This is a genomic window from Humitalea rosea, from assembly GCF_003253705.1.
GTDB lineage: Bacteria > Pseudomonadota > Alphaproteobacteria > Acetobacterales > Acetobacteraceae > Humitalea > Humitalea rosea.
Genome location: NZ_QKYU01000001.1, coordinates 400,976 through 422,491 on the forward strand (window position 1 = coordinate 400,976; position 21,516 = coordinate 422,491).

21 protein-coding genes and 2 tRNA genes are annotated in these 21,516 nt (G+C 70.0%); 12 read left to right on the plus strand and 11 right to left on the minus strand.

All coding sequences use genetic code 11. The annotated features are described in order from the left end of the window. Positions 1-162: 162 nt before the first annotated feature. Positions 163-957 carry a sulfite exporter TauE/SafE family protein gene (locus C8P66_RS01775; protein WP_111396404.1) on the plus strand — a complete coding sequence of 265 codons (795 nt, stop codon included), beginning with the start codon at positions 163-165 and terminating at the stop codon, positions 955-957. Between the two features lie 7 nt (positions 958-964). Continuing rightward, complete coding sequence (gene cuyB, locus C8P66_RS01780; RefSeq protein WP_111396405.1) at positions 965-1,669, plus strand: cysteate racemase; 705 nt, start codon at positions 965-967, stop codon at positions 1,667-1,669. 43 nt (positions 1,670-1,712) lie between these two features. On the opposite strand, the gene C8P66_RS01785 is transcribed toward cuyB, so the two are convergent. Then, positions 1,713-1,952: a hypothetical protein gene (locus C8P66_RS01785; protein WP_111396406.1), complete on the minus strand. Its 240-nt coding sequence runs from the start codon at positions 1,950-1,952 to the stop codon at positions 1,713-1,715. 223 nt (positions 1,953-2,175) lie between these two features. Here C8P66_RS01785 and C8P66_RS01790 point away from each other — a divergent pair, with 223 nt between their 5' ends. Both C8P66_RS01790 and C8P66_RS01795 read left to right on the plus strand, forming a co-directional pair. Then, the gene (locus C8P66_RS01790) at positions 2,176-3,150 is read left to right on the plus strand and encodes a Bug family tripartite tricarboxylate transporter substrate binding protein (protein ID WP_111396407.1); all 975 of its coding nucleotides are present in this window, start codon (positions 2,176-2,178) and stop codon (positions 3,148-3,150) included. Then, positions 3,150-4,121: a D-2-hydroxyacid dehydrogenase gene (locus C8P66_RS01795; protein WP_111396408.1), complete on the plus strand. Its 972-nt coding sequence runs from the start codon at positions 3,150-3,152 to the stop codon at positions 4,119-4,121. The genes C8P66_RS01790 and C8P66_RS01795 overlap by 1 nt, the downstream gene beginning before the upstream one ends. Here C8P66_RS01795 and C8P66_RS01800 read toward each other — a convergent pair whose 3' ends face one another. Continuing rightward, positions 4,122-4,664, minus strand: coding sequence for a demethoxyubiquinone hydroxylase family protein (locus tag C8P66_RS01800; protein ID WP_111396409.1), 543 nt, complete (start codon positions 4,662-4,664; stop codon positions 4,122-4,124). Beyond that, complete coding sequence (locus tag C8P66_RS01805; protein ID WP_111396410.1) at positions 4,661-5,143, minus strand: disulfide bond formation protein B; 483 nt, start codon at positions 5,141-5,143, stop codon at positions 4,661-4,663. The genes C8P66_RS01800 and C8P66_RS01805 overlap by 4 nt, the downstream gene beginning before the upstream one ends. Positions 5,144-5,244: 101 nt before the next feature. On the opposite strand from C8P66_RS01805, the gene C8P66_RS01810 reads away from it, so the two are divergent. Together C8P66_RS01810 and C8P66_RS01815 are read left to right on the plus strand one after the other, a co-directional pair. Further along, positions 5,245-5,868, plus strand: a complete 624-nt coding sequence (locus tag C8P66_RS01810) for a glutathione S-transferase family protein (RefSeq protein ID WP_111396411.1) — start codon at positions 5,245-5,247, stop codon at positions 5,866-5,868. Beyond that, a complete protein-coding gene (locus C8P66_RS01815) occupies positions 5,865-6,284 on the plus strand; it encodes a cupin domain-containing protein (RefSeq protein WP_111396412.1) in 420 nt (139 codons plus the stop codon). The genes C8P66_RS01810 and C8P66_RS01815 overlap by 4 nt, the downstream gene beginning before the upstream one ends. On the opposite strand, the gene C8P66_RS01820 is transcribed toward C8P66_RS01815, so the two are convergent. Then, positions 6,285-7,265, minus strand: coding sequence for a hypothetical protein (locus C8P66_RS01820; protein WP_111396413.1), 981 nt, complete (start codon positions 7,263-7,265; stop codon positions 6,285-6,287). 128 nt (positions 7,266-7,393) lie between these two features. Here C8P66_RS01820 and C8P66_RS01825 point away from each other — a divergent pair. Next, a tRNA-Leu gene (locus C8P66_RS01825) sits at positions 7,394-7,478 on the plus strand. Between the two features lie 10 nt (positions 7,479-7,488). Here the strand turns inward: C8P66_RS01825 and C8P66_RS01830 are convergent. From C8P66_RS01830 to C8P66_RS01840, 3 genes are read right to left on the minus strand one after another with little or no spacing between them, the layout of a single operon-like run. Continuing rightward, positions 7,489-8,784 (minus strand): MFS transporter, encoded by a 1,296-nt coding sequence (locus C8P66_RS01830; RefSeq protein ID WP_111396414.1) that lies wholly within the window; start codon positions 8,782-8,784, stop codon positions 7,489-7,491. A 44-nt stretch (positions 8,785-8,828) separates the two neighbouring features. Further along, positions 8,829-9,227, minus strand: coding sequence for a MarR family winged helix-turn-helix transcriptional regulator (locus C8P66_RS01835; protein ID WP_111396415.1), 399 nt, complete (start codon positions 9,225-9,227; stop codon positions 8,829-8,831). 49 nt (positions 9,228-9,276) lie between these two features. After that, positions 9,277-10,167 carry a LysR substrate-binding domain-containing protein gene (locus C8P66_RS01840; RefSeq protein ID WP_111396416.1) on the minus strand — a complete coding sequence of 297 codons (891 nt, stop codon included), beginning with the start codon at positions 10,165-10,167 and terminating at the stop codon, positions 9,277-9,279. Positions 10,168-10,268: 101 nt separating this feature from the next. Here C8P66_RS01840 and C8P66_RS01845 point away from each other — a divergent pair, with 101 nt between their 5' ends. From C8P66_RS01845 to C8P66_RS01860, 4 genes are all read left to right on the plus strand, one after another. Then, positions 10,269-11,909, plus strand: coding sequence for a hydantoinase B/oxoprolinase family protein (locus tag C8P66_RS01845; protein WP_211313993.1), 1,641 nt, complete (start codon positions 10,269-10,271; stop codon positions 11,907-11,909). Positions 11,910-11,913: 4 nt separating this feature from the next. Next, on the plus strand, positions 11,914-14,022 hold the full coding sequence (locus C8P66_RS01850; RefSeq protein WP_111396417.1) for a hydantoinase/oxoprolinase family protein: 2,109 nt from the start codon (positions 11,914-11,916) through the stop codon (positions 14,020-14,022). Between the two features lie 166 nt (positions 14,023-14,188). Continuing rightward, positions 14,189-15,142, plus strand: coding sequence for a Bug family tripartite tricarboxylate transporter substrate binding protein (locus tag C8P66_RS01855; RefSeq protein ID WP_158537060.1), 954 nt, complete (start codon positions 14,189-14,191; stop codon positions 15,140-15,142). 64 nt (positions 15,143-15,206) lie between these two features. Continuing rightward, entirely contained in the window at positions 15,207-16,418 is a 1,212-nt protein-coding gene (locus C8P66_RS01860) for a pyridoxal phosphate-dependent aminotransferase (protein WP_111396419.1), read from the plus strand. Here the strand turns inward: C8P66_RS01860 and C8P66_RS01865 are convergent. The 3 genes from C8P66_RS01865 to C8P66_RS01875 all read right to left on the minus strand — a co-directional run bounded on the left by C8P66_RS01865 (position 16,410) and on the right by C8P66_RS01875 (position 18,790). Further along, a complete protein-coding gene (locus C8P66_RS01865; RefSeq protein ID WP_111396420.1) occupies positions 16,410-16,931 on the minus strand; it encodes a GNAT family N-acetyltransferase in 522 nt (173 codons plus the stop codon). The genes C8P66_RS01860 and C8P66_RS01865 overlap by 9 nt on opposite strands. Positions 16,932-16,938: 7 nt before the next feature. Next, positions 16,939-18,618 carry an energy-dependent translational throttle protein EttA gene (gene ettA / locus C8P66_RS01870; protein WP_111396421.1) on the minus strand — a complete coding sequence of 560 codons (1,680 nt, stop codon included), beginning with the start codon at positions 18,616-18,618 and terminating at the stop codon, positions 16,939-16,941. Positions 18,619-18,717: 99 nt separating this feature from the next. Then, a tRNA-Ile gene (locus tag C8P66_RS01875) sits at positions 18,718-18,790 on the minus strand. 123 nt (positions 18,791-18,913) lie between these two features. Here C8P66_RS01875 and C8P66_RS01880 point away from each other — a divergent pair. Beyond that, positions 18,914-21,208: a penicillin acylase family protein gene (locus C8P66_RS01880; protein WP_111396422.1), complete on the plus strand. Its 2,295-nt coding sequence runs from the start codon at positions 18,914-18,916 to the stop codon at positions 21,206-21,208. A gap of 7 nt (positions 21,209-21,215) precedes the next feature. On the opposite strand, the gene C8P66_RS01885 is transcribed toward C8P66_RS01880, so the two are convergent. Further along, the gene (locus C8P66_RS01885) at positions 21,216-21,515 is read right to left on the minus strand and encodes a hypothetical protein (protein WP_146422664.1); all 300 of its coding nucleotides are present in this window, start codon (positions 21,513-21,515) and stop codon (positions 21,216-21,218) included. Position 21,516 lies beyond the last annotated feature (1 nt).

Here is a 21,516-nt window from a genome sequence, read left to right on the forward strand (position 1 = left end):
CCGCTGCCCGAAGGCCAGCCGGCGGCCAGCCAGCACGACGTGCCGTAGCCAGCACAACGTGCCGTAGCCAGCACAACATGCCGTAGCAAGAACCCCGCCTACACGCGCCCCCGCCCGGCGTCACCCGAGGCAGACGCGCGGGCGCCATGCGCGGCCCGCCCCATGGACAGGGCGCATCATGAGGATAAGACCGCCACCGTGCTGATCACCGACCCCCTGTTCTATCTGCTCGCCATCCCCGCCTTCCTGCTGACCGGGATCAGCAAGGGCGGGTTCGCCTCGGGCGGCGGCAACCTCACCGTGCCGCTGCTCTCGCTCGTGGTGCCCGCGCCGCAGGCGGCCGGCATCGCGCTGCCCATGCTCTGTGCGATGGACCTGTCCGGGCTGCGCGCGCTCTGGGGCAAATGGAGCGCACGGGAGATGCGGGCCTTGATGCCCGGAGCACTTCTCGGCATCGCGCTCGGCGGCTTTGCCTTCGGGGTGATGCCGGAGCGCGCGGTGAAAGGCGTGATCGGGGGGATAAGCCTGATCTTCCTGGCCCGGACGCTGTGGCAGAAGACCCGGCGGACGCCGCCGCCCAAGGCCGAGCCCTCCAATCTGCGGGGCGGGTTCTGGGGGCTGTGCTCGGGCTTCACCAGCACCATCGCCCATGCCGGCGGGCCGCCGGTCGCGGTCTACCTCTACCCGCTGGGGCTGGAGCGGCAGCAACTGGCGGCCACCACCGTCGTCTTCTTCGGCCTGGTCAATTACGTGAAGCTGATCCCCTATTGGTTTCTGGGGGAGCTGAACGCCGAAAACCTGCTGACGGCGCTGGTGCTGCTGCCGCTGGCGCCGATCGGGGTGAACCTCGGCATCTGGCTGGCGACGCGGGTGAATGAGAAACTCTACTACCGCCTGCTCTACGCCTTGCTGCTGATCACTGGGGTCAAGCTCACATGGGATGCGATAATCGGATGATCATCAGATGATTCTGGGCGTGCTCGGCGGCATGGGGCCGCTGGCCGGGGCGCAGTTCTGCGCGCGGCTGACCCTGCTGACCCCCGCGGCGCGGGACCAGGATCATATCCCCTTCCTGCTCTGGTCCGACCCGAGCGTGCCGGACCGGACGGCGGCGCGACTGGGCACGGGGCCCGACCCCCTGCCCGCGCTGCTGCGCGGGCTGCGCGGGCTGGAGGCCGCGGGCGCGCGGGCCATCGTCATCCCCTGCAACACCGCCCATGGCTGGTTCGATGCGATGCAGGCCGCCTGCCCGCTGCCGATCCTGCATATCGTGGATGCGGCCGCGGTGGACCTCGCGCGGCAGGGCGTGCGCCCCGGCCGCATCGGGCTGCTGGCGACCGAGGGCACGCTGGCGATGCGCCTCTACCAGGAGCGGCTGCAAGCGGCGGGGTGGGAGGTGCTGGTCCCGCCACCGGGGGTCATGACCGGCTGCGTCACCCCGGCGATCGAGGCGGTGAAGGCCGGCCGGCCCGAGGCTTCGACGGCGCGCCTGGCCGAGGCCGCGGCGGGGCTGGTTGCGGCGGGGGCGACGGCTGTGGTGCTGGGCTGCACCGAGATCCCGCTCGGCCTGCCCGAAGGGGCGGCGCGGGCAGCGGTGGGGGTGCCGGTGGTGGATACCATCGATGCGCTGGCGCGGGCCGCGATCGGCTGGGCGCGCCCCGCAGTCTAGACTGCGCAGTCTAGACCCCGCAGTCTAGACTGCGGGGCGGGTCTTAATCGCAGGCGCAGCCGTCAGTGGGGCCGATATCCTCGCGGATGACGTGATGGTCGATCCATTCGCTGACCAGCCGCCGCGCCTCGGTCACCGAGGCTTCGGGATGATGGACGCGATACAGCGTCGTGCAGGCCCGGAAGGACGAGAAATCATCGTTGCCCACCTCCCGCAGCTCGCGGTAGGCAGTGACCACGGCGCGCTCGCAGCGACGGGAAATGTGACTGAAGTCGTGACCCATGGGGTCCTCCGTGAGAGTTGCGAGCAGGATGCGAATCCCTCGCAACAACCAAGGTCAACCTAACCCGCTGCTTCGCCCTGTTCAAGGGCGGAGGTGACACGATGCCGCAATGCAGCAGCGTGATGCCGATTTGCCGCGGCGGACGGGCCATCTTGCTAACGCCGGCGTAACAGAGGGAGGATGCGCCCCAGGCCCGCTGAAGATGGGTCGAGGAGACAACCCCATGAACCGTCGAAGCCTCCTGAAAGCCACGGCCGCCACGCCGCTGCTGTTGGCCGCCCCCACCGTGGCGCGGGCCCAGGATTTCACCCAGACCATCCGCATCATCGTGCCGAACGCCCCGGGCGGCACCAGCGACATCCTGGCGCGGCTGATCGCGACGCCGCTTGGCCGCGCCCTTGGCCAGTCGGTGGTGATCGAGAACCGCGCCGGCGCGGGCGGCAACATCGGCGCCGATTACGTCGCCAAGAGCCGGCCGGATGGGCACACCATGCTGCTGCTCGACATTTCGGTGCTGGCGACCGACCCGTTCCTGTTCCCCACCCTGCCCTTCAACATCGAGCGCGACCTCGCCCCGGTGCAGATGGTGATCTACGCACCCTATATCCTGGCGGTGAACAATGCCCTGCCGGTGCAGAACGCGGCGGAACTCGCCGCCTATGCCAAGCAGGTCCCGGGCGGGCTGAACGCGGCCAATTCCGGCACCGGCACGCTGAGCCACCTCGTCACCTTGTCGCTGGCCAGCGCCTGGGGCGCGGAGATGACCGCGGTGCCCTATCGCGGCGGCGCGCCCTCGTTGATGGCCCTCGTGTCGAACGAGGCGAATCTGACGGTCGCCGGTGCCACCCAGTCCCAGGCCTTCGTGGTGAATGGGCAGATGCGCGGCATCGCCGTCACCGGCCCGCATCGCCTGGCCGCCGTGCCCGATCTGCCGACCTTCCGCGAACTCGGCTGGCCGGAGCCGGATTCGGGCACCTGGCAGGGGCTGTTGGTGCAGGGCGCGACCCCGCCCGCGGTCATCGCGCGGCTGGAGCGGGAGATCCGCACGGTGCTGAACGAGCCGGCGATCAAGGCGCGCATCACCGAGCTTGGCGGCGAGGTCCAGGCCGATGGCGCCGAGTCCTTCCGCACCCGGCTCGTGGCGCAGACCGAATCCTATGGCCGCATCATCCGCGCCAACAACATCCGGATCGAGTGATGGTGGACCAGGGCCGCCCGGTGCGGGTGCATGTCGCGGCCAATCCGGCCTCGCAGCTCGCGTCCGAATTCACCGAGGCGCGCATCCGCGCCTCGGCCCCACCGGGGGTGGCGCTGAGCTTCGGCGCCTCGCCCGCGGATCTGGCCGAGGCGGAGGTGCTGCTGCTGACCGGCCAGATGCCGCTCGATGATCTGGATCGCCGGGCGCCGAAGCTGCGCTGGATCAGCTACACCAGCGCGGGCGTCGAATGGCTGCTGAAGCTGGCCCTGCCACCGCGGATCACCCTGACCAATGCCAGCGGCACCCATGCCCCCAAGGCGGCGGAATTCACGCTGACCGCGGTGCTGATGCTGAACACTCATCTGCCCTATCTGCTGACGCAGGCGCGCGCCCATCGCTGGGCGCCGCGCGCCGGCGGCACCGTCGCGGGCAAGACGGTGCTGATCCTGGGCATGGGGGCGCTGGGCGGTGCTGCGGCGACCGCGCTGGCGCGGCAAGGGATGCGGGTGATCGGCAACAGCCATTCCGGCCGGCCGCATTCCGCGGTCTCCGTGATGACGCTCGGCGACGGCTTCCGTGCCTTCCTGCCCGAGGCCGATTTCCTGGTCATCGCCCTGCCGCTCACACAGGAGACGGCGGGGCTGATCGGGCGGGCGGAGCTGGACCTGCTGCCGCCCCATGCCGGGGTGGTGAATATCGGCCGGGGCGAGATCCTGGATGCGGGGGCGCTGGCGGCCAAGCTCACCGAGGGCAGCCTGGCCGGGGCGGTGCTGGATGCGCTGCCGCAGGAACCGCTGCCGCCGGACTCCCCCCTCTGGGACACGCCCAACCTCGTGATCACGCCCCATTGCGGGCTGTATGACCCGACCGCCTATGGCCAGCGCTGCCTGGAGCAGTTCTTCGCCAACCTGCATCGCTTCCGCAACGGCGCGGCGCTGGAGCAGGTGGTGGAACCGGCCCGCGGTTATTGATCAGATGCGTTCGCTGGCCCTGATCGCGATCCGGCAGCCGACCTTGATCGCGGCCGAAAGCAGCTTGTAGCCCGGTGTCAGCTCGGCCTCATTGGCCAGGCCGATGTCGCGGTGCTCCTGCTCCTCGGCACGGAATTTCTCGATATGGGCGCGCAGCGGCGCCTCATCCGGGCCGAGGCGGTCAAGCTGGGCGCCGTAATGGTCGTCGATCGATTCCTCGACCGCGACGGTGCAGGCCATGGCGGCGCGCTCGCCCATCATCGCCGTCACCGCGCCGAGGGCGAAGCCCGCGACATGCCAGAACGGCAGCAGCACGGTCGGCCGCACCCGGCGTTCGGCGATCAGCCGGCTGAAGGTGTCCAGATGCTCCTGCTCCTGCGCCTGCATGTGGCGCAGAATGGGGCCGTGGCGGCCGTCCTTCAGCACCGAAAGCTGGCCGGCATAGATGCGCTGGGCGCCGTATTCGCCGGCATGGTCCACGCGGATGGTGCGGGCGACCTCCTCGGCGGGGGTGGGCAGCGGGCTCGGGCTGGTCTCGGTCATGCGGGCCTCCGTCGCAGGCAGATGAGGGTGAAGCCGCCCAGTGCCAAGGCGTAGATCAGGTTCATCGCGGCGAAGGACAGCGGCAGGTACGGAATCGGGTAGGCCGCCGCATCGCAGGGCTTGTCCGGCCGCACCGCCATGCTGGCGAGCAAATCATCGATCGTGCCGCCACCGGTCGAGACCGGTGCTGTGCAGGAGGCGAGCGGCGAGGGCCACCAGCCCTGTTCCACCCCCACATGCAGCGCCGCGATCGCGCCCGAGGCCAGCACCGCGATTCCCGCCAGCGCCAGCAGCCCGCGCCGCCCCCGCGGCCAGGCGGCGGCGAGCAGCGCCAGGACCATCGCCACCCAATAGGGCCAGCGCTGCCACAGGCAGAGGGTGCAGGGCGCGAAGCCCAGCACGCGCTCGGACACCATGGCCATGACCGGGGCCAGGGCCGCGAGCACGGCGAGGAGAAGCGGGATCGGAAGCGGTATCATGGCAGACACCCTATCCTGCCGCGACGCGGCGGCGGCAAGCCGGCTGGACCATCCACCGGGCCGCATTTAGCCTGCCGCGAAACACGGAGGTATCACGTCCCATGCTGACCATCCTCGGCCGCAAGACCAGCAGCAATGTCATGAAGCTGCTGTGGCTCTGCGAGGAACTCGGCATCGCCTATGAGCGCGAGGATATCGGCGGCCCCTTCGGCGGCAATACGGAGCCCGCGTATCTGGCCCGAAACCCCAATGGGCTGGTGCCGACCATCGTCGAGGCGGATGGGTTCACGCTCTACGAGAGCAATGCGATCCTGCGCTACCTCGCCGCGACCCATGGCGGGGAGCGGCTCTACCCCGCCGATCCGCGCCGCCGGGCCAAGGTGGAGCAGTGGCTGGACTGGCAACTCGGCATGAACAACCGGCCGATGACGGTGATGTTCATCACCCTGATCCGCGTGGCCGAGGCCGAGCGCAACATGGCCGCCGTCGCCCGCGCGCGGGATGAGGCGGAGGCGCTGTGGCGCATCGTCGAGGCGGAGCTGGAAGGCCGGCCCTATCTCTGCGGCGAGGCGCTGACGCTCGCCGATATCGCGCTCGGCATCTACGTGCATCGCTGGTTCGTGCTGCCGATCGCGCGGCCGGAGCTGCCGCAGCTCGCGGCCTGGTACGCCCGGCTGAAGACCCATAAGGGCTATGCCGACAACTGCCTGGCGCCGCTGGTATGAGCGGGACCCCCACAATCGGGACCCCCGCAATCGGGACCCCCGCAATCGGGACCACCGTCAGCCGCGCCGAGGGCGCCGTCTATGACGAGGGGCTGCGCGCCTTCTTCGCCTATCGCGACCTCGGCGTGCGGGCGGCGACGGGCGGGGCCTTCGCCGCCCATGTCATCCGCGCCATCCCCGGCCGCCATGCGGTGCCGCAGTGGCACACGCATGATCTCGGCTTCCAGTTCGTCTTTGTGCTGCGCGGCTGGGTGCGGTTCGAATACGAGGATATCGGCGAGGTCACCTTCAACCCCGGCGACACGGTGTTGCAGCCGCCCATGGTGAAGCATCGGGAACTCGCGCATTCGGAGGATCTGGAACTGCTGGAGATCGTCAGCCCCGGGCTGTTCGAAACGGCGATGGCCAGCGGCTGATCACGGGCCGGGGGCGCGCAGCGCCTTCAGGCTGGCTTCGAGCGTGGCGATCTCGGCGCGGACCTGATCGGCGTAGCGGTCGCGCTCGGCGATTTCGGCCGCGGTCTTCACCTTCCAGGTATAGGCGGTGGAGAGGTCCTTCTTCTTGCGGATGATCTCCTGGCGGAGGTCCATCCGCTCACGCTCGTAGCGGTCGGTTTCGCGGGGCGGCTCGATGTCCTCCGCCGGCAGGTCGCGCGGCGGCGGGTCAGGCAACTCGCCCAGCGCCGAGAGGTCCGCCAGCGGGCCATGGGTGGGCCCGCCCGGGCCGCACAGCAGCTCGAACAGCAGGACCAGCCGCGACCAGCGCAGGGCGGGCTCGGCCTCGAAGCCCGCGGCCCGCAGCAGGGCGCTGCCGCGCGGGCCGCATTCCATGGCGATGAAGTGCTCAAGGTCGTGGGGCCGGGGCCGGTGCGGCAGGGTTCGGGCCCAGCCCCGCCAGGCGCGCATCATCTCCAGCGCGCCGAGGCTGGCGAGCAGCCGCGCCTCGGCCGCGCGGCTGAAGGCCTCGGCCAGCCAGTTGTAGCCGATCCGCAGATGGTAGCGCAGCCAGAAGGCAGGCCCGCGCGACAGCCGCAGCAGCAGGCCGGTGCCCTGCCCCAGCCGCCGGATCGCCCAGGGCAGCAGCAGCCCGGCGAGGATCAGGGGGGCCGGCGGCTGCTCCGCCAGTTCCAGCGCCAGCCGGCCCTGCGCCAGCGCCCAGCCCAGCGGCAGCACGAGCAGCACGGTGAGCCCATCCAGCACCACCGGCCCGATCACCGTGAGCTTGCCGCCAAGCCTGCGGAGCATCTGCGCCGGTGGCCGCGCCGAGGCCGCCAGATGCAGCCGCGAGGCGGTCAGCAGGGCATCGATATCCGGGCTGGTCTCGGCCAGGCCCGACTCCTCCAGCCGGGCGACCAGGCGCCGCAACTCGATGGTGACCTGGTCCTGGTGCGACGGCATGGCCCCTCTGCCGGGGCCGATGGCTGGCTGCACCCCGGGAAGACAGGCTGCCCCACGGCATGTGAGGGAAGGGTTAAGCCCCTGCCCCCTTTCCTTCCCCGCCCGGCGCGGCTAGATGCGGGTGGTACGCGGGCGTGGTGGAACTGGTAGACGCGCCGGACTCAAAATCCGGTTCCGCAAGGAGTGTCGGTTCGATTCCGACCGCCCGCACCACCTTTTCTCCTCACGCCGCCGCCCGCGCATCCCGCAGCCCCAGCACCGCCGCCGAGGCCACCAGGCACAGCGACCCCGCGATGAAAAAGGCCGGCAAATAGCTCTCATAGGCCGTGCGGCTGAACCCCGCGCCATAGGCCGCCGTCGCCGCCCCCAGCTGGTGCCCGGCAAAGATCCAGCCGAAGACCAGGTTCGCCTTGTCCCCGAACCGGTCCGCCGCGAGCTTGATGGTCGGCGGCACCGTCGCCACCCAGTCCAGCCCATAGAACACCGCGAACAGCGACAGGCCGTAGAAGGTGAAGTCGGTGAACGGCAAATAAAGCAGCGAGAGCCCGCGCAGCCCGTAATACCAGAACAGCAGCCAGCGGCTGTCGAAGCGGTCCGACAGCCAGCCCGAGCCGACCGTGCCGGCGAAGTCGAAGACGCCGATCATCGCGAGCACCCCCGCCGCCGTCACCGCCGCCATGCCGTAATCGCCGCAGAGCGCCACGAAATGGGTCTGCACCAGCCCATTCGTGCTGGCGCCGCAGACGAAGAAGGTGCCGAACAGCACCCAGAAGGTCCGCGTCCCCGCCGCCTCCCGCAGCGCCACCAGCGGCGAGGCCAGCATGGCCGGCAGGCTCAGCCGCTCCGGCGCCGGGACGATGGCAGAGCCGCCGAAGGGGGCGAGGCCGAGATCCGCCGGCCGGTCCCGCATCAGCACCAGCACCGCGACCGCCGCCAGGATCAGCATGGCCAGCACGAAGGTCAGCGCCCCGCGCCAGCCGATGTGATCGGTCAGGCTCGCGAGCAGCGGCAGGAACACGAGCTGCCCGGTCGCGGTGCTGGCGGTCAGCAGCCCCACCACCAGCCCCCGCCGCGCCGAGAACCAGCGTGTCGCGACGGTGGCGCCCAGCACCAGCGCGGTGAGCCCGGTGCCGGTCCCCACCACGACGCCCCAGAGCAGCAGGAGCTGCCAAAGCTCCGTCATCGCGAAGGAGCCGAGCACCCCGGCCGCGATCAGCAGCAGGGCGAAGCTCGCGACCCGGCGCAGGCCGAAGCGGTTCATGAAGGCCGCGGCGAAGGGGCCGAGCAGCCCGAACAGCAGCAGCCGCACCGCGAAGGCGGCCGAGATATCGGCGGTTTCCCAGCCGAACTCGGCCCGCAGCGGCCCGATCATCACCCCCGGCGCGCCCACGGCCCCCGCCGTCACCAGCATGGTGAGGAAGGTGGTGGCGGCCACCACCCAGCCGTAATGCACCCCCCGCCGGGCGAAGGCCGCCACCAGCGGCGATGATCGGGCGAGCGCCACAGTCGAATGCGTCATGGTCCAGCCTCCGTTTGCGGGCAGCTACCCGCATTGACCCAAACTCAAAGGCTGCCGAGGATCTCGCGCAGCGCCGCCGCCTTGCCCTCACCCAACTCCGCGGCGATCCTGTGCTGCACCGCATCCCAGAGCGGCAGGCCTGCCGTTATCACCTCCCGCCCCGCCTCGGTGAGCGACACCATCGCCTCGCGCTGGTCGGTGCCACGGCCGAGCGCCACCAGGCCCATCCGCTCCAGCACGCGGCTGTTGCGCCCGATCGTCGAGCGATCGAGCTCCAATCGCCGGCCAAGCTCGGTCAGCGCCACGGGCTCCGTGCGGGCCACCGCGCGCAGCAGCGCGAATTGGGCGATGTTGACCCCCACCGGCGCCAGGGCGGCGTCATAGGTCGCGGCGACCCGGCGGGCGGCGGTGCGGAGCAGGACGCAGAAGCAAGGGGAGCTCATGACGCGGGTATATGCCCGTATAAACCTTGCAATCAAGGGCCCCCTCGCCTCACCCCCCGATGGCGCAGGCGAGGAGGGCGCGCGCGAGCTTGCTCTCCTGGTCCCGCGGCGTCGCCACGAAGACCGCGGTGGTCGCGTCATCGGCATCCAGCCGGCGGCTGACGACATCGCCGGCCCGTATCCGCAACAGCGATTCCGGCACCACCGCGATCCCGAGCCCGGTCGCGACCAGCCCCAGAAGGGTCGAATTCTCCCGCACCTCCTGCGTCACCTTCGGCGCGAAGCCATGGCGGCGGCACAGCGCCGCAAGCTGCTCATGCAGCGAGGTGCCGACGGCGCGGGAGAAGAAGATCATATCCTCCCCGGCCAGCAGCGGCAGCGGCAGCGCCCCGCGCTTCTTCGCCAGGGGATGGTCGCGGTGCATCGCCACCATCAGCGGTTCGCGGAACAGCTCCACCGCCGCGATATCGGGCGGCAGGTCGACGGTGGCCTGGCAGCGCAGGAAGCCCGCATCCAACTCCCGCCGTTGCAGCGCATCGACCTGCCAGAAGGTCGGCCCCTCCCGCAACGACAGATGCACATCCGGCAACCTCCGGCGGAAGGCGAGAATGCTGCGCGCGAAGGCCGGCAGCAGCGGCGCCGAGGCGAAGAGGCCGACCCGCAACTCGCCGATCTCGCCGCGCCCGGCACGGCGCGCCACCATCTCGGCCCGTGCCGCCTGGGCCAGGGTGGCGCGGGCCTCGGCCAGGAACATGCGCCCGGCCTCGGTCAAGGCGACACGGCGCTGGCTGCGTTCGAACAGCGGCGTCGCAAGCTCCGCCTCCATCTGCTGGATCTGCTGGCTCAGCGGCGGCTGCGAGATGCCGAGGCGTTTCGCCGCGCGCGTAAAGTGCAGCTCCTCGGCCAGGGCCACGAAGTAACGGAAGTGTCTCAGCTCCATGACATCATTCGCCAGACCTATCACAGCATCGGTGATTGATATTGGACGCTGCTGGACCGCCTGCCCAACACTTTCGTCATCAAACGCCGGAAGGACCTGCCTTGGACGCCTTCGATCCCATCACGCTGGAAGTCTACTGGAGCCGGATGATCTCGATCGCCGACGAGGCGGCGACCGGTCTGCTCCGCACCGCCTTCTCCACCATCGTGCGCGAGTCCAACGACTTCGCGACCGTGCTGATGGACCGCAACGGCGATTCCCTCTCCGAGAACACCGGCGGCATCGCCTCCTTCTCCTGCATCCTGCCGCAAACCACCAAGAGCTTCCTCAAGCGCTTCCCGATCGAGACCTGGCAGCCGGGCGATTGCGTGATCACCAACGACCCCTGGCTCGCGACCGGGCATCTGCCCGACTTCACCGCCGTGTCGCCGATCTTCTTCAAGGATCAGATCGTCGGCTTCGCCGGCTGCATCGCGCATTCGCCCGATGTCGGCGGCGCGCTCTGGTCCGCCGATTGCCGCGAGCTGTTCGAGGAAGGCATCCGCATCCCGCCCATGCGGCTGTACCGCGCCGGCGAGATCAATGCCGAGCTGGTCGATATCCTCACCTCCAACGTCCGCGTGCCCGGGCCGGTGATGGGCGACCTGCAGGCGCAGGTCGTCTCCAACGAGGTCGCCGTGCGCCGCGTGGTGGAGTTCCTGGAGGATACGGGCCTTGCGAATCTCCAGCCGCTGTCGGAGGCCTTGCAGGCCCGCGCCGATCTTGCGATGCGCCGCGCGCTGGCGGCGGTGCCCGACGGCACCTATCGCGCCAGCATCGATGCCGATGGCTTCGACGAGCAGACCACGCATATCGAGGTCGCCGTCACGGTTGCGGGCGAGACCATGCACATCGATTTCGCCGGCACCTCGCCGCAGATCGATCGCGGCATCAACTGCGTGCTAAACTACACCCATGCCTATGCGGTCTATCCGGTGAAATGCGCGCTGGACCCGTTCACGCCGCGCAACGAGGGCTCCTATCGCGCCATCACCGTGGCCGCCCCCGAGGGCAGCATCCTCAACCCGCGCTTCCCCGCGCCTTGCAGCGCCCGGCAATTGACCGGGCATCTGCTCGCGGGGGCGATCTACAAGGCGCTGGCCGATGTGCTGCCCGAAAGCGTGATCGCCGAATGCGGTGGCGCTCCGACCATGCGCGCGCTGTTCAGCGGCATGGATCATGCGGGGGATCGTTTCTCCCAGGTGCTCTTCGCCAGTGGCGGCATGGGCGCCAGCCCGCATCGCGACGGGCTGCCGACCACGGCCTTCCCGACCAATGTCGGCGCGGGCTCGATCGAGGCCTATGAGAGCGTCGCCCCTTTGCTGGTCTGGAAGAAGCAGCTTCGCCCGGATTCCGGCGGCGCCGGGCGCTTCCGCGGCGGGCTCGGCCAGATCGCGGAGATCGAGGTCCGCACCCCCGCCCCGGTGCGGCTCTCGCTGCTCTCCGACCGGCGCGACCATCCGGCGCAGGGCCTGCTCGGCGGTGGGCCCGGGGCACCCGCGGTCATCAGCATCGACGACGGCACGCGGCCGCATCCGAAGTCGCGCAGCACCGTCGCACCGGGCCGGCGCGTCACTTTGCTCTATCCGGGCGGCGGCGGCTTCGGCGACCCGGCGCAGCGCGAGCCTTCCGCGATCCTGGCCGATCTGCGCGATGGCTACATCACCGCCGATGCGGCACGCAAAGACTACGGAGTGGTTTGAGACCATGACCATCACACGCACCGCCCGTATCGGCGTCGATGTCGGCGGCACCTTCACCGATTTCGTGCTGCATGATTCCGCCCGCGCCCTGGTCGCGACCGGCAAGCGCCTGACCACGCCCGACGATCCGAGCGAGGCGATCATCGCCGGCGTCAAGCGCCTGCTGGAGGAAACCGGCCTTGCCGCCGGCGATCTGCACAGCATCGTGCATGGCACCACGCTGGTCACCAACACCATCATCGAGCGCACCGGTGCCAAGGTCGGGCTGCTGACCACGCAAGGCTTCCGCGACGTCATCGAGATCGGCCGAGAAACCCGTTACGACCTCTACGACCTGTTCATCGAGGCACCGCCGACGCTGGTGCCGCGCCACCGCCGGCTGGAAGTGCCGGAACGCATCGACGTCTCCGGCGAGATCCTGCTGCCGCTCGACGAGGAGGCCGTGCGCCTGGCGGTGACGCAGCTGGTCGAGGCGGAGGGCATCGAGGCGCTGGCCATCGCCTTCCTGCATTCCTATCGCGACGACCGGCACGAGGCCCGCGCCGGTGAGATCGTGCGCGCGCTCTATCCCGATCTGCCCCTTTCCCTCTCCTGCCGCGTGGCGCCGGAGATCCGCGAGTTCGAGCGCACCAGCACCGCCTGCGCCAATGCCTATGTGCAGCCGCTGATGCGCCGCTATTTGGACAAGCTGGAGACGGATCTCGCGGCACTCGGCTTTGCCGGGCAGCTGCATGTCATGCTCTCGGGCGGCGGCATCGCCGCGGTGCGCGATGCCAAGGATTTCCCGATCAGGCTGATCGAATCCGGCCCGGCGGCGGGGGCCATGGCGGCCTCCTTCCTCGCGCGGTTGACGGGGATGGATCACGTCGTCTCCTTCGACATGGGCGGCACCACCGCCAAGATGTGCCTGGTCGAGAATGCCGCCCCCGACCGCAAGTTCGACTTCGAGGCCGGGCGCGTGCGCCGCTTCCAGAAAGGTTCGGGCCTGCCGCTGAAGGTCTCGGTGGTGGACATGATCGAGATCGGCGCCGGTGGCGGCAGCATCGCCCGTGTCGATCCCGGTTCGGGGCTGATGAAGGTCGGCCCGCGCAGCGCCGGCGCCAAGCCCGGGCCGATCTGCTACGGCCGCGGCGGCACCGAGCCGACGGTGACCGATTCCGACCTCGTGCTCGGCAGACTCGATCCCGCCTACTTCCTGGGCGGCGAGATGTCCCTCGATGTCGATGCCGTGCAGAAGATCATCGAGACGGGGATTGCCAAGGGTCTCGATGTCGAGCGCGACACCGCCTCGCTCGGCATCCGCCGCATCGTCGATGAGACGATGGCCGCGGCGACCCGGATGCACCTCGCCGAGAAGGGGCGCGATCCGCGCCGCTACACGCTGATCGCCTTCGGCGGCGCCGGGCCGGTGCATGCCTATGACCTGGCGCGGCTGCTGAAGATGAAGCGGATGCTGGTGCCGCTCGGCGCGGGCGTCGCCTCCGCACTCGGCTTCCTGGTGGCGCCGCCGGCGACCGATCTCGTCCGCAGCCATGTGGCGCGGCTGGAGCGGGTGGACTGGGACCACGTCAACGGTCTGCTGGCGCAGATGGTCGAGGAGGGCCGCGCCCTGTTGCTGGAGGCCGGCGCCGCGCCGGACGACATCATCGCGCATGCCGCGGCGGATATGCGCCACGTCGGCCAGGGCTTCGAGATTCCCGTGCCGCTGCCGTCGATGTCGCTTTCGAGCGCCAATCTCCCCGCGATCCGAGAGGCCTTCTTCGCCACCTATCGCGAGCGCTTCGGCCGCGTGATGGAAGAGCTGCCGATCGAGGCGCTGTCCTGGCGCGTCGCCTGCGTCGCACCCGGCCGCGACATCCAGATGGCCACGGTCGCCGCCACCGCGACGGAGAGCTTCACCGATGCTTGCCGCGCCGCGCGCGGCAAGCGTGATGTGCTGTTCGAAGGCTTCGGTTGGCGCGACTGCATCGTCTACGACCGCTACGCGCTGGCGCCGGGGGCAAGCTTCACCGGACCCGCGCTGGTGGAGGAACGTGAATCCACCTGCGTCATCGGCCCGGATGCGGCCGTCAGCGTGGACAGGTTCCGCAACCTTGTGATCGAGTTGCCCTGATCGGCCAAGCCGGCTGGGCAAGTGAGGACCGGGAAGCCGCGCCAGAAAATGAGCGCGGCAGTCCGGGGGATGCTGAGGCACGGTGTGAGACAACCGCCGCAGGGCGCGGCGACAAGCGAGGTGTACCATGACCAAAGTAACACGGCGTTCTTTGGCGGCGGCCGGTTTGGCCGCCGTTCCGGCGCTGGCCGGGCTGGGATCGCGCCCCTCCGCGGCGCAGGAGGTATTTCCCGCACGCACGCTGACCCTGGTGGTTCCCTGGACCGCGGGCGGCTCCACCGACACGCTGGGCCGCGTGCTCGCGCAGACGATGAGCATGAACCTCCACCAACCCATCGTGGTGGAGAACCGCAGCGGCGCCTCGGGCACGGTCGGCCATGGCTTTGTCGCGCGCTCCAAGCCGGACGGCTACACCTTCCTGCTTGCCACCAACAGCACCTATGCGATGGCGCCGCATCTGATGACGCTGCCATACGAGAACCGCGCCGCCTTCACCGGCCTCAGCCTCGTCGCCCGCAGCGCGCAGGCGTTGTGCGTGCATCCCTCGATGCCGGTGAACACCGTCGCGGAGTTCCTTGCCTATGTCCGGGCACGGCCGGGCGATGTGACCTTCTCCTCCGCCGGGATCGGCGCCAGCAGCCATCTCGCCACCGAGCTGCTGATGGCCAAGACCCGGACGCAGATGCTGCATGTTCCCTATCGCGGTGGCGCGCCCTCGGTGCAGGGCTTGCTGGCGGGTGAGGTGAAGGTCTCCTTCGTCGATCTGGTCACGGCCTTGCCATTTCGCCAGGACGGGCGGCTCAAGGTCCTCGGCGTCAGCACGACGGCGCGGTCGGACCTCGCGCGCGATGTGCCGACCTTGGCCGAATCCGGTGTCGCCGGCTTCGAATCCTCCACCGACTTCGCCTTCCTGCTGCCCGCCGGCACGCCGGCGCCGATCGTGCAGAAGCTCTCCACATCGCTGCGAAGCGCCTTGCAGGACCCCGAGACCAAGGCGCGGATCATAGCCTTGGGTATCGAGCCGGTCGGCAGCACCGCTGCTGAGCTCGACGCCTATTGGACGCGCGAACTCGACAAATGGGGCGAGATCATCCGCGTCCAGCACATCACCTTGGGCTGAATTGCACACTGGCGCGGGCCGGCCTCGGCCTGCCCGCCCACCATTTCCGAGAGGTCACGACCCCATGAGCGAAGCCACCGCCATCGCCGCCAGGCTGAATCGCATCTCCCCCTCCCAGACCACGGCGATGCGCCAGCGGGCCCAGGCGCTGAAGGCGGAGGGCCGCGATGTGCTGGCGATCTCCTCGGGCGAGCCGGATTTCGAAACCCCGCGCCACATCAAGGACGCCGCGATCGCGGCGATCGAGGCGGGCGAGACGCGCTACACCGATATCTCCGGCACCCTGGCGCTGCGCCGCGCCGTCGCGCAGAAATTCAAACGCGACAACGGCATCATTTATGCGCCCGATGAGATCATCGTCGCGACCGGCGGCAAGCAGGTGATCTACGACGCGCTGACCGCGACCCTCGATCCCGGCGATGAGGTGATCATCCCGACCCCCTGCTGGGTCTCCTACCCCGATATCGTGCGTCTGGCGGATGGCGAGCCGGTGCTGCTGCCCTGCGGCCCCAACCAGGGCTTTCGCCTGACGCCGGAGCAGCTGGAGGCGGCGATCACCCCGCGCACCAAATGGCTGATCATCAACAACCCGGGCAACCCGACCGGGGCCGCCTATGACGCGGCGGAGCTTGCGGCCCTGGCCGAGGTGCTGCTGCGCCACCCGCAGGTGATGATCCTCACCGACGACATCTACGAGAAGCTGCTCTACGACGGCCGCGTCTTCGCGACCTTCGCCCAGGTCGAGCCGCGACTGCGCGACCGCACCGTGACCATGAACGGCTGCTCCAAGGCCTATGCCATGACCGGCTGGCGCATCGGTTTCGCCGGCGCGCCGCGCTTCCTCATCAAGGCCATGGACAAGCTGCAGGGGCAAAGCACCTCCAACACCTGCTCCATCGCCCAGGCCGCGGCCATCGCCGCGCTGACCGGGCCGCAGGAGGCGACAGAGGAGATGCGCCTCGCCTATCTGCGCCGGCGCGACATGGTGGTGGGGATGCTGAACGCGACACCGGGGCTGCATTGCCATGTCCCGGAGGGCGCCTTCTACGCCTTCCCGGACATGACGGCCTGCATCGGCCGCACCACGGCCGGCGGCACGTTGCTTGAGAATGACTGGGATTTCGTCTTCGCGCTGCTGTCGGAGAATGGCGTCGCCACGGTGCATGGCAGCGCCTTCCTGTTCCCCGGACATTTCCGCATCAGCTTCGCGGCGGATGATGCGGCGCTGGCGGAGGCCTGCCGCCGCATCGCGACCTTCTGCGCAGCGCTACGCTGAGCCCGGCGCGACACTCTCGAACAGCAGCATCTCCTGCCCCTGATGCTGGTAGGTGAGCACCTGCCGCATCCCCAGATCGGTGAGCACGCCGACGCTCGCGGCATTGTCCCGGCGCGCGACGGCGATGATGCGCGGCAGGCCCGCAGCATGGCCGAAGGCCAGCGCCGCCCGCGCCGCCTCCCGCGCGAAGCCCTTGCCGCGACACTCCGGCCAGAGCGCGTAACGCAAGGCGACACCCCGCCCGTCAGGACGTTCCATCAGCCCCGCGATGCCGAGGAAATCACCGGTCGCGCGTTCGAACACGCTCCAGATGCCATAGCCGCGCACGGTCCAGAACTCGATGTCGTCCTGCAATTCCTCCCGCGTGCGCTCGGGCGTGCGGACGCCATGCAGCATCACGCCGAAGACGCGCGGATCGGCCTTCAGCCGGATGATGTCGTCCAGATGCTCCGGCCCGGGCGGCAACAGCGACAGGCGCGCGGTGGTGATGCCGCGCGCCACATGCAGTTGCATGCCGCGCTTAGCGAGCCAGGGGCCGGTACTTGATCCGGTGCGGCTCGTCAGCCGCAACACCAAGTCGACGTCGCTTATCCGCTTCGTAGGCCTGGAAGTTGCCCTCGAACCACTCGACGTGGCTGTCGCCCTCGAAGGCCAGGATATGCGTCGCCAGGCGGTCGAGGAACCAGCGATCATGGCTGATGATCACGGCGCAGCCGGCGAATTCCATCAGCGCCTCCTCCAGCGCACGGAGCGTGTCCACGTCGAGATCATTGGTCGGCTCGTCGAGCAGCAGGACATTGCTCTCCCGCTTCAGCATCTTGGCCAGATGCACGCGGTTGCGCTCACCACCCGAGAGCACGCCGACCTTCTTCTGCTGGTCGGTGCCCTTGAAGTTGAAGGCGGCGACATAGGCGCGAGAAGGAACCTGCCGCTTGCCGAGCGTGATCATGTCCATGCCGTCGCTGATCTCGGCCCAGACGTTCTTCTCCGGGTCGAGGCTGTCGCGCGACTGATCGACGTAGCCGAGCTTCACGCTCTCGCCCACGATCAGCGTGCCGCCGTCGGGCTCCTCGCCGCCGGTGATCATGCGGAACAGCGTCGTCTTGCCCGCGCCATTCGGCCCGATCACGCCCACGATGCCGCCGGGCGGCAGCTTGAAGGAGAGATCGTCGATCAGCAGGCGGTTGCCATAACCCTTGCGCAGGTTCTCGGCGACGATGACGACATTGCCGAGGCGCGGCCCCGGCTGGATGACGATATCGACCTCGCCGGTGCCCTTCTCCTGGCTCTTGGCCAGCAGATCCTCATAGGCGGAGATGCGCGCCTTGCTCTTGGCCATACGGCCGGCCGGGGTGCGGCCGATCCATTCCTGCTCGGCCGCGAGGCTGCGCTGGCGGGCGCTCTCCTCGCGCTCCTCCTGCTGCAGCCGCTTGCGCTTCTGCTCCAGGTAGTTGGAGTAGTTGCCCTGGTAGGGAAACGCCCGGCCGCGATCGACTTCCATGATCCAGTTGGTCACGTTGTCGAGGAAGTAGCGGTCATGGGTCACGACCAGCACCGCGCCCTGCCATTCGCGCAGGGTCTTTTCCAGCCAGGCCACGCTTTCCGCGTCCAGATGGTTGGTCGGCTCGTCGAGCAGCAGCAGGTCGGGCTTCTCCAGCAGCAGCTTGCACAGCGCCACGCGCCGCTTCTCACCGCCCGAGAGATTGTCGATGCGCGCATCGGCCGGCGGGCAGCGCAGCGCGTCCAGCGCGACCTCCACCTTGCGGTCGATCTCCCAGCCATCGGCGGCGTCGATCGCATCCTGCAACTCGGCCTGTTCGGCCAGCAGCGCGTTCATCTTCTCCTCGGACATCTCCTCGCCGAAGGCCATGGAGATCTCATTGAAGCGCGCCATCTGCGCGTTGAGCACCGTGAACGCCTCCATGACGTTCTCGCCGACGGTCTTGGTTGGGTCGAGCTGCGGCTCCTGCTCCAGATAGCCGACCTTGGCGCCCTCGGCCGCCCAGGCCTCGCCGCCGTATTCCTTGTCGCGGCCGGCCATGATCTTCATCAGCGTGGACTTGCCGGCGCCGTTGGGGCCGAGCACGCCAATCTTGGCATCCGCCAGGAATGAAAGAGTGATACCTTTGAAGACTTCCCGGCCGCCCGGATAGTTCTTCGTCAGGTCTTTCATTACATAAATATACTGCCAAGCGGCCATGGGGCGTGCAACCTGTATGTGTCGGGGGTTGGCAGGGTTCTACAGGTCCCCCCGCCCAGCGCCAAGCGCGGAGGGGTGAGGGCTGTGCTGCAAGCGGCATGGGCCCGGCAGGACTCGAACCCGCAACCAAGCCGTTATGAGCGGCCCGCTCTAACCATTGAGCTACAGGCCCATGCGCCCCGGTGATACGGGCGCCGCGCCCGTCCGTGCAAGCGGCCACGCCAGTTTTTGCCGCCCCGGACCGGGCTTGGTAGCCTCCCCCTGCCACCGACCCGGCGTCGCGAAACGGAGCCCCATGCGAACCCTTCTCGGCCCCTTGGGCAAAGCGCTGCGCTGGCTGCTGCTGCTGGTCCTGTTGCTGGCGCTCGGCCTCGGCGGGCTGATCTGGGCCACGATCCCCGGCCAGCCGGACCGGCTCGCCTTGCCGGGCATGACGGCCCCGGTGGCGCTGGCCTTCGACCGCCACGGCATCCCCCGCGTGATGGCGCAGACCGAGGCGGATGCCGCCATGGCGATGGGCTGGCTGCATGCCCGCGACCGGCTGTTCCAGATGGAGCTGATGCGGCGCGGCGCCTCCGGCCGCCTTTCGGAACTCGTCGGCCCCGGCGCGCTGCGGCTGGACCGGCTGACCCGCACCCTGGGCCTCGCGCAGCGGGCGGAGGCGGATCTGGACACGCTGCCGCCTGAAACCCGCCGCCTGCTCGATGCCTATGCCGCCGGGGTGAATGCCTGGATCTCGGCGCGCGGACGGCTCGCGGCGCCCGAGTTCCTGCTCTCCGGCGCCCCCGATCCCTGGCGGCCGGCGGAGTCCCTGCTCTGGGGCAAGGTGATGGGGCTCTGGCTCTCCGGCGATTGGCGGTCGGACATCCTGCGCGCGCGCCTGGCGGAGATGCTGCCGCCCGAGGCGCTGGCCGACCTCTGGCCGCCCGATGGCGGCGCCGGCATGCCCGACCTTGCCGCCGCCCCCCGGCTGGCGCCCGGGCGCCTCGCCGCCTTGCTGCGGGCGCTGCCGGATGACCGGCTGCCGGCCGCGCCCTTGCCCTCCTCGGCCTCCAACGCCTGGGCCGTGGGCGCCGATCGCAGCGTGAACCGCGCGCCGCTGCTGGCGTCGGACCCGCATCTGGGCTTCCAGGCGCCGATCCTGTGGTATCTGGCCCGCATCGAGCTGCCGGGCGGGCGGGTGTTGCAGGGCGCCACGGCGCCCGGCGTGCCCTTCGTGGTGATCGGGCGGAACGAGCATCTCGCCTGGGGCTTCACCACCACCCATGGCGATGTGCAGGACGTCTTCGTCGAGCGCCTGGTGGGCGCCGGCGCCTATCAGACCCCGGACGGCCCCCGCCCCTTCGATACGCGGGAGGAGGTGATCCACATCCGCGGCCAGCCGCCGGAAATCCTGCTGGTGCGCGAAAGCCGGCATGGGCCGGTGATCAGCGACCTCGATGCGCAGCCGGGGCAGGACACCGTGCTGGCGGTCGCCATGGCCAACCTCGCCCCCGGCGATACCGCCGCGGCCGGGCTGCACCGGCTGAACCAGGCGCGCGACATCGCGGGGGCGCGGGCCGCGGCGGGGCTGATCAGCAGCCCGCCGCAGAGCCTCGTGGTCGCCGATACCACGGGCGGCCTCGCGATGTTCCTGACCGGGCGCTACCCGATCCGCCGTGGTGGCGATGGGCGCCTGCCGGCGGATGGCGCATCGGGGAGCGGGGATTGGCTCGGCTGGATCGCCTTCGATGCGCTGCCGCATGTGCAGCGCCCGAACAGCGACCAGATCGTCGCGGCGAACGACCGGCCCTCCCCGCCCGGACATCCCGCCTTCCTCGGCGCGGATTGGTTCGGCGGCTGGCGCGCGGCGCGTATCCGCGCGCTGCTGGCCGAGCGGGGGCTGCATGCGCCCCTGGATTTCGCGGCGATGCAGACCGATGCGGTCAGCGGGCTGGCGCAGGAGGCAACGGCGCTGCTGGTCTCCCTGCCCCGCCCGGAGGGGCGGGCGGGCGTCGCGCGGGATCTGCTGATCGGCTGGGATGGCACCGCGGCGGTGGACCGGGCGCAGCCGCTGATCGTCAACGCCTTCTGGCAGCGCTTCGGCGCGGCGGCGCTGGCCACGCGGGGGCTGGGCCCGGACGTGCTGTCACCCAGCCCGGAATTCGTGCGGCTGCTGCTGCGCGCCGATGGCCACGCCGGGCGCTGGTGCGGCCCGGCGGGCTGCGACGCCCTGGCAACGGCGAGTTTCGAGGCGACGATTGCCGACCTCGCCGCCGCCCATGGCCCCGATCCCGCCGCCTGGCGCTGGGGCAGCGTCCATCGCGCGCGGTTCGAGCATCCCATCCTGCGGCTGGTGCCGTGGCTCGGCGCCTTGGCGCGGGTCGAGGTCGAGACCCCCGGCGATGGGCAGTCGATCAATCGCGGCGGCTATGGCGCCGGCTTCGCGCATGTGCATGGCGCTGGGCTGCGTTTTGTCGCCGATCTCTCCACCCCGGATGGCGCCTGGGCGGTGATCGCCACCGGGCAATCCGGGCATCCGCTGTCCGGCTATTGGTCGGACCGCACCGCCGAATGGGTGGCGGGGCGGCTCGATACCATCGGGAAGTGACGCGGGGTCAGCGGCAGACCCGGCGCTGGACGATGCGGTGCCTGATGCGGCCGTAGCGGTCGCGGAAGGCGACGCGGCGCTGCTCGGTCCAGCAGCGCCGGCGGCCGCGCGGCGGCGGCGGGCGGTACTGGGCGGGCTCGGCCTGCAACGGCTCGGCCCGCAACGGCTCGGGCGGCAGGGTGTCGGCGCGCAGCGGCTCCGGTGCCGGATGGGCTGACAATGTCAGCGCCTCAGCCGCCGGGGCGACCGCGAAGGCGGCCGCGAGGACGCCCGCGAGGCCGGTGAAGAGCAAACGACGACGATCCACT

Excerpts from the sequence above, each read along its gene's own strand:
- C8P66_RS01775 (WP_111396404.1), top strand. The coding sequence starts at position 163 with ATGGACAGGGCGCATCATGAGGATAAGACCGCCACCGTGCTGATCACC.
- cuyB (WP_111396405.1), top strand. The coding sequence starts at position 965 with ATGATTCTGGGCGTGCTCGGCGGCATGGGGCCGCTGGCCGGGGCGCAG.
- C8P66_RS01785 (WP_111396406.1), bottom strand. The coding sequence starts at position 1,952 with ATGGGTCACGACTTCAGTCACATTTCCCGTCGCTGCGAGCGCGCCGTG.
- C8P66_RS01790 (WP_111396407.1), top strand. The coding sequence starts at position 2,176 with ATGAACCGTCGAAGCCTCCTGAAAGCCACGGCCGCCACGCCGCTGCTG.
- C8P66_RS01795 (WP_111396408.1), top strand. The coding sequence starts at position 3,150 with ATGGTGGACCAGGGCCGCCCGGTGCGGGTGCATGTCGCGGCCAATCCG.
- C8P66_RS01800 (WP_111396409.1), bottom strand. The coding sequence starts at position 4,664 with ATGACCGAGACCAGCCCGAGCCCGCTGCCCACCCCCGCCGAGGAGGTC.
- C8P66_RS01805 (WP_111396410.1), bottom strand. The coding sequence starts at position 5,143 with ATGATACCGCTTCCGATCCCGCTTCTCCTCGCCGTGCTCGCGGCCCTG.
- C8P66_RS01810 (WP_111396411.1), top strand. The coding sequence starts at position 5,245 with ATGCTGACCATCCTCGGCCGCAAGACCAGCAGCAATGTCATGAAGCTG.
- C8P66_RS01815 (WP_111396412.1), top strand. The coding sequence starts at position 5,865 with ATGAGCGGGACCCCCACAATCGGGACCCCCGCAATCGGGACCCCCGCA.
- C8P66_RS01820 (WP_111396413.1), bottom strand. The coding sequence starts at position 7,265 with ATGCCGTCGCACCAGGACCAGGTCACCATCGAGTTGCGGCGCCTGGTC.
- C8P66_RS01830 (WP_111396414.1), bottom strand. The coding sequence starts at position 8,784 with ATGACGCATTCGACTGTGGCGCTCGCCCGATCATCGCCGCTGGTGGCG.
- C8P66_RS01835 (WP_111396415.1), bottom strand. The coding sequence starts at position 9,227 with ATGAGCTCCCCTTGCTTCTGCGTCCTGCTCCGCACCGCCGCCCGCCGG.
- C8P66_RS01840 (WP_111396416.1), bottom strand. The coding sequence starts at position 10,167 with ATGGAGCTGAGACACTTCCGTTACTTCGTGGCCCTGGCCGAGGAGCTG.
- C8P66_RS01850 (WP_111396417.1), top strand. The coding sequence starts at position 11,914 with ATGACCATCACACGCACCGCCCGTATCGGCGTCGATGTCGGCGGCACC.
- C8P66_RS01860 (WP_111396419.1), top strand. The coding sequence starts at position 15,207 with ATGAGCGAAGCCACCGCCATCGCCGCCAGGCTGAATCGCATCTCCCCC.
- C8P66_RS01865 (WP_111396420.1), bottom strand. The coding sequence starts at position 16,931 with ATGCAACTGCATGTGGCGCGCGGCATCACCACCGCGCGCCTGTCGCTG.
- ettA (WP_111396421.1), bottom strand. The coding sequence starts at position 18,618 with ATGGCCGCTTGGCAGTATATTTATGTAATGAAAGACCTGACGAAGAAC.
- C8P66_RS01880 (WP_111396422.1), top strand. The coding sequence starts at position 18,914 with ATGCGAACCCTTCTCGGCCCCTTGGGCAAAGCGCTGCGCTGGCTGCTG.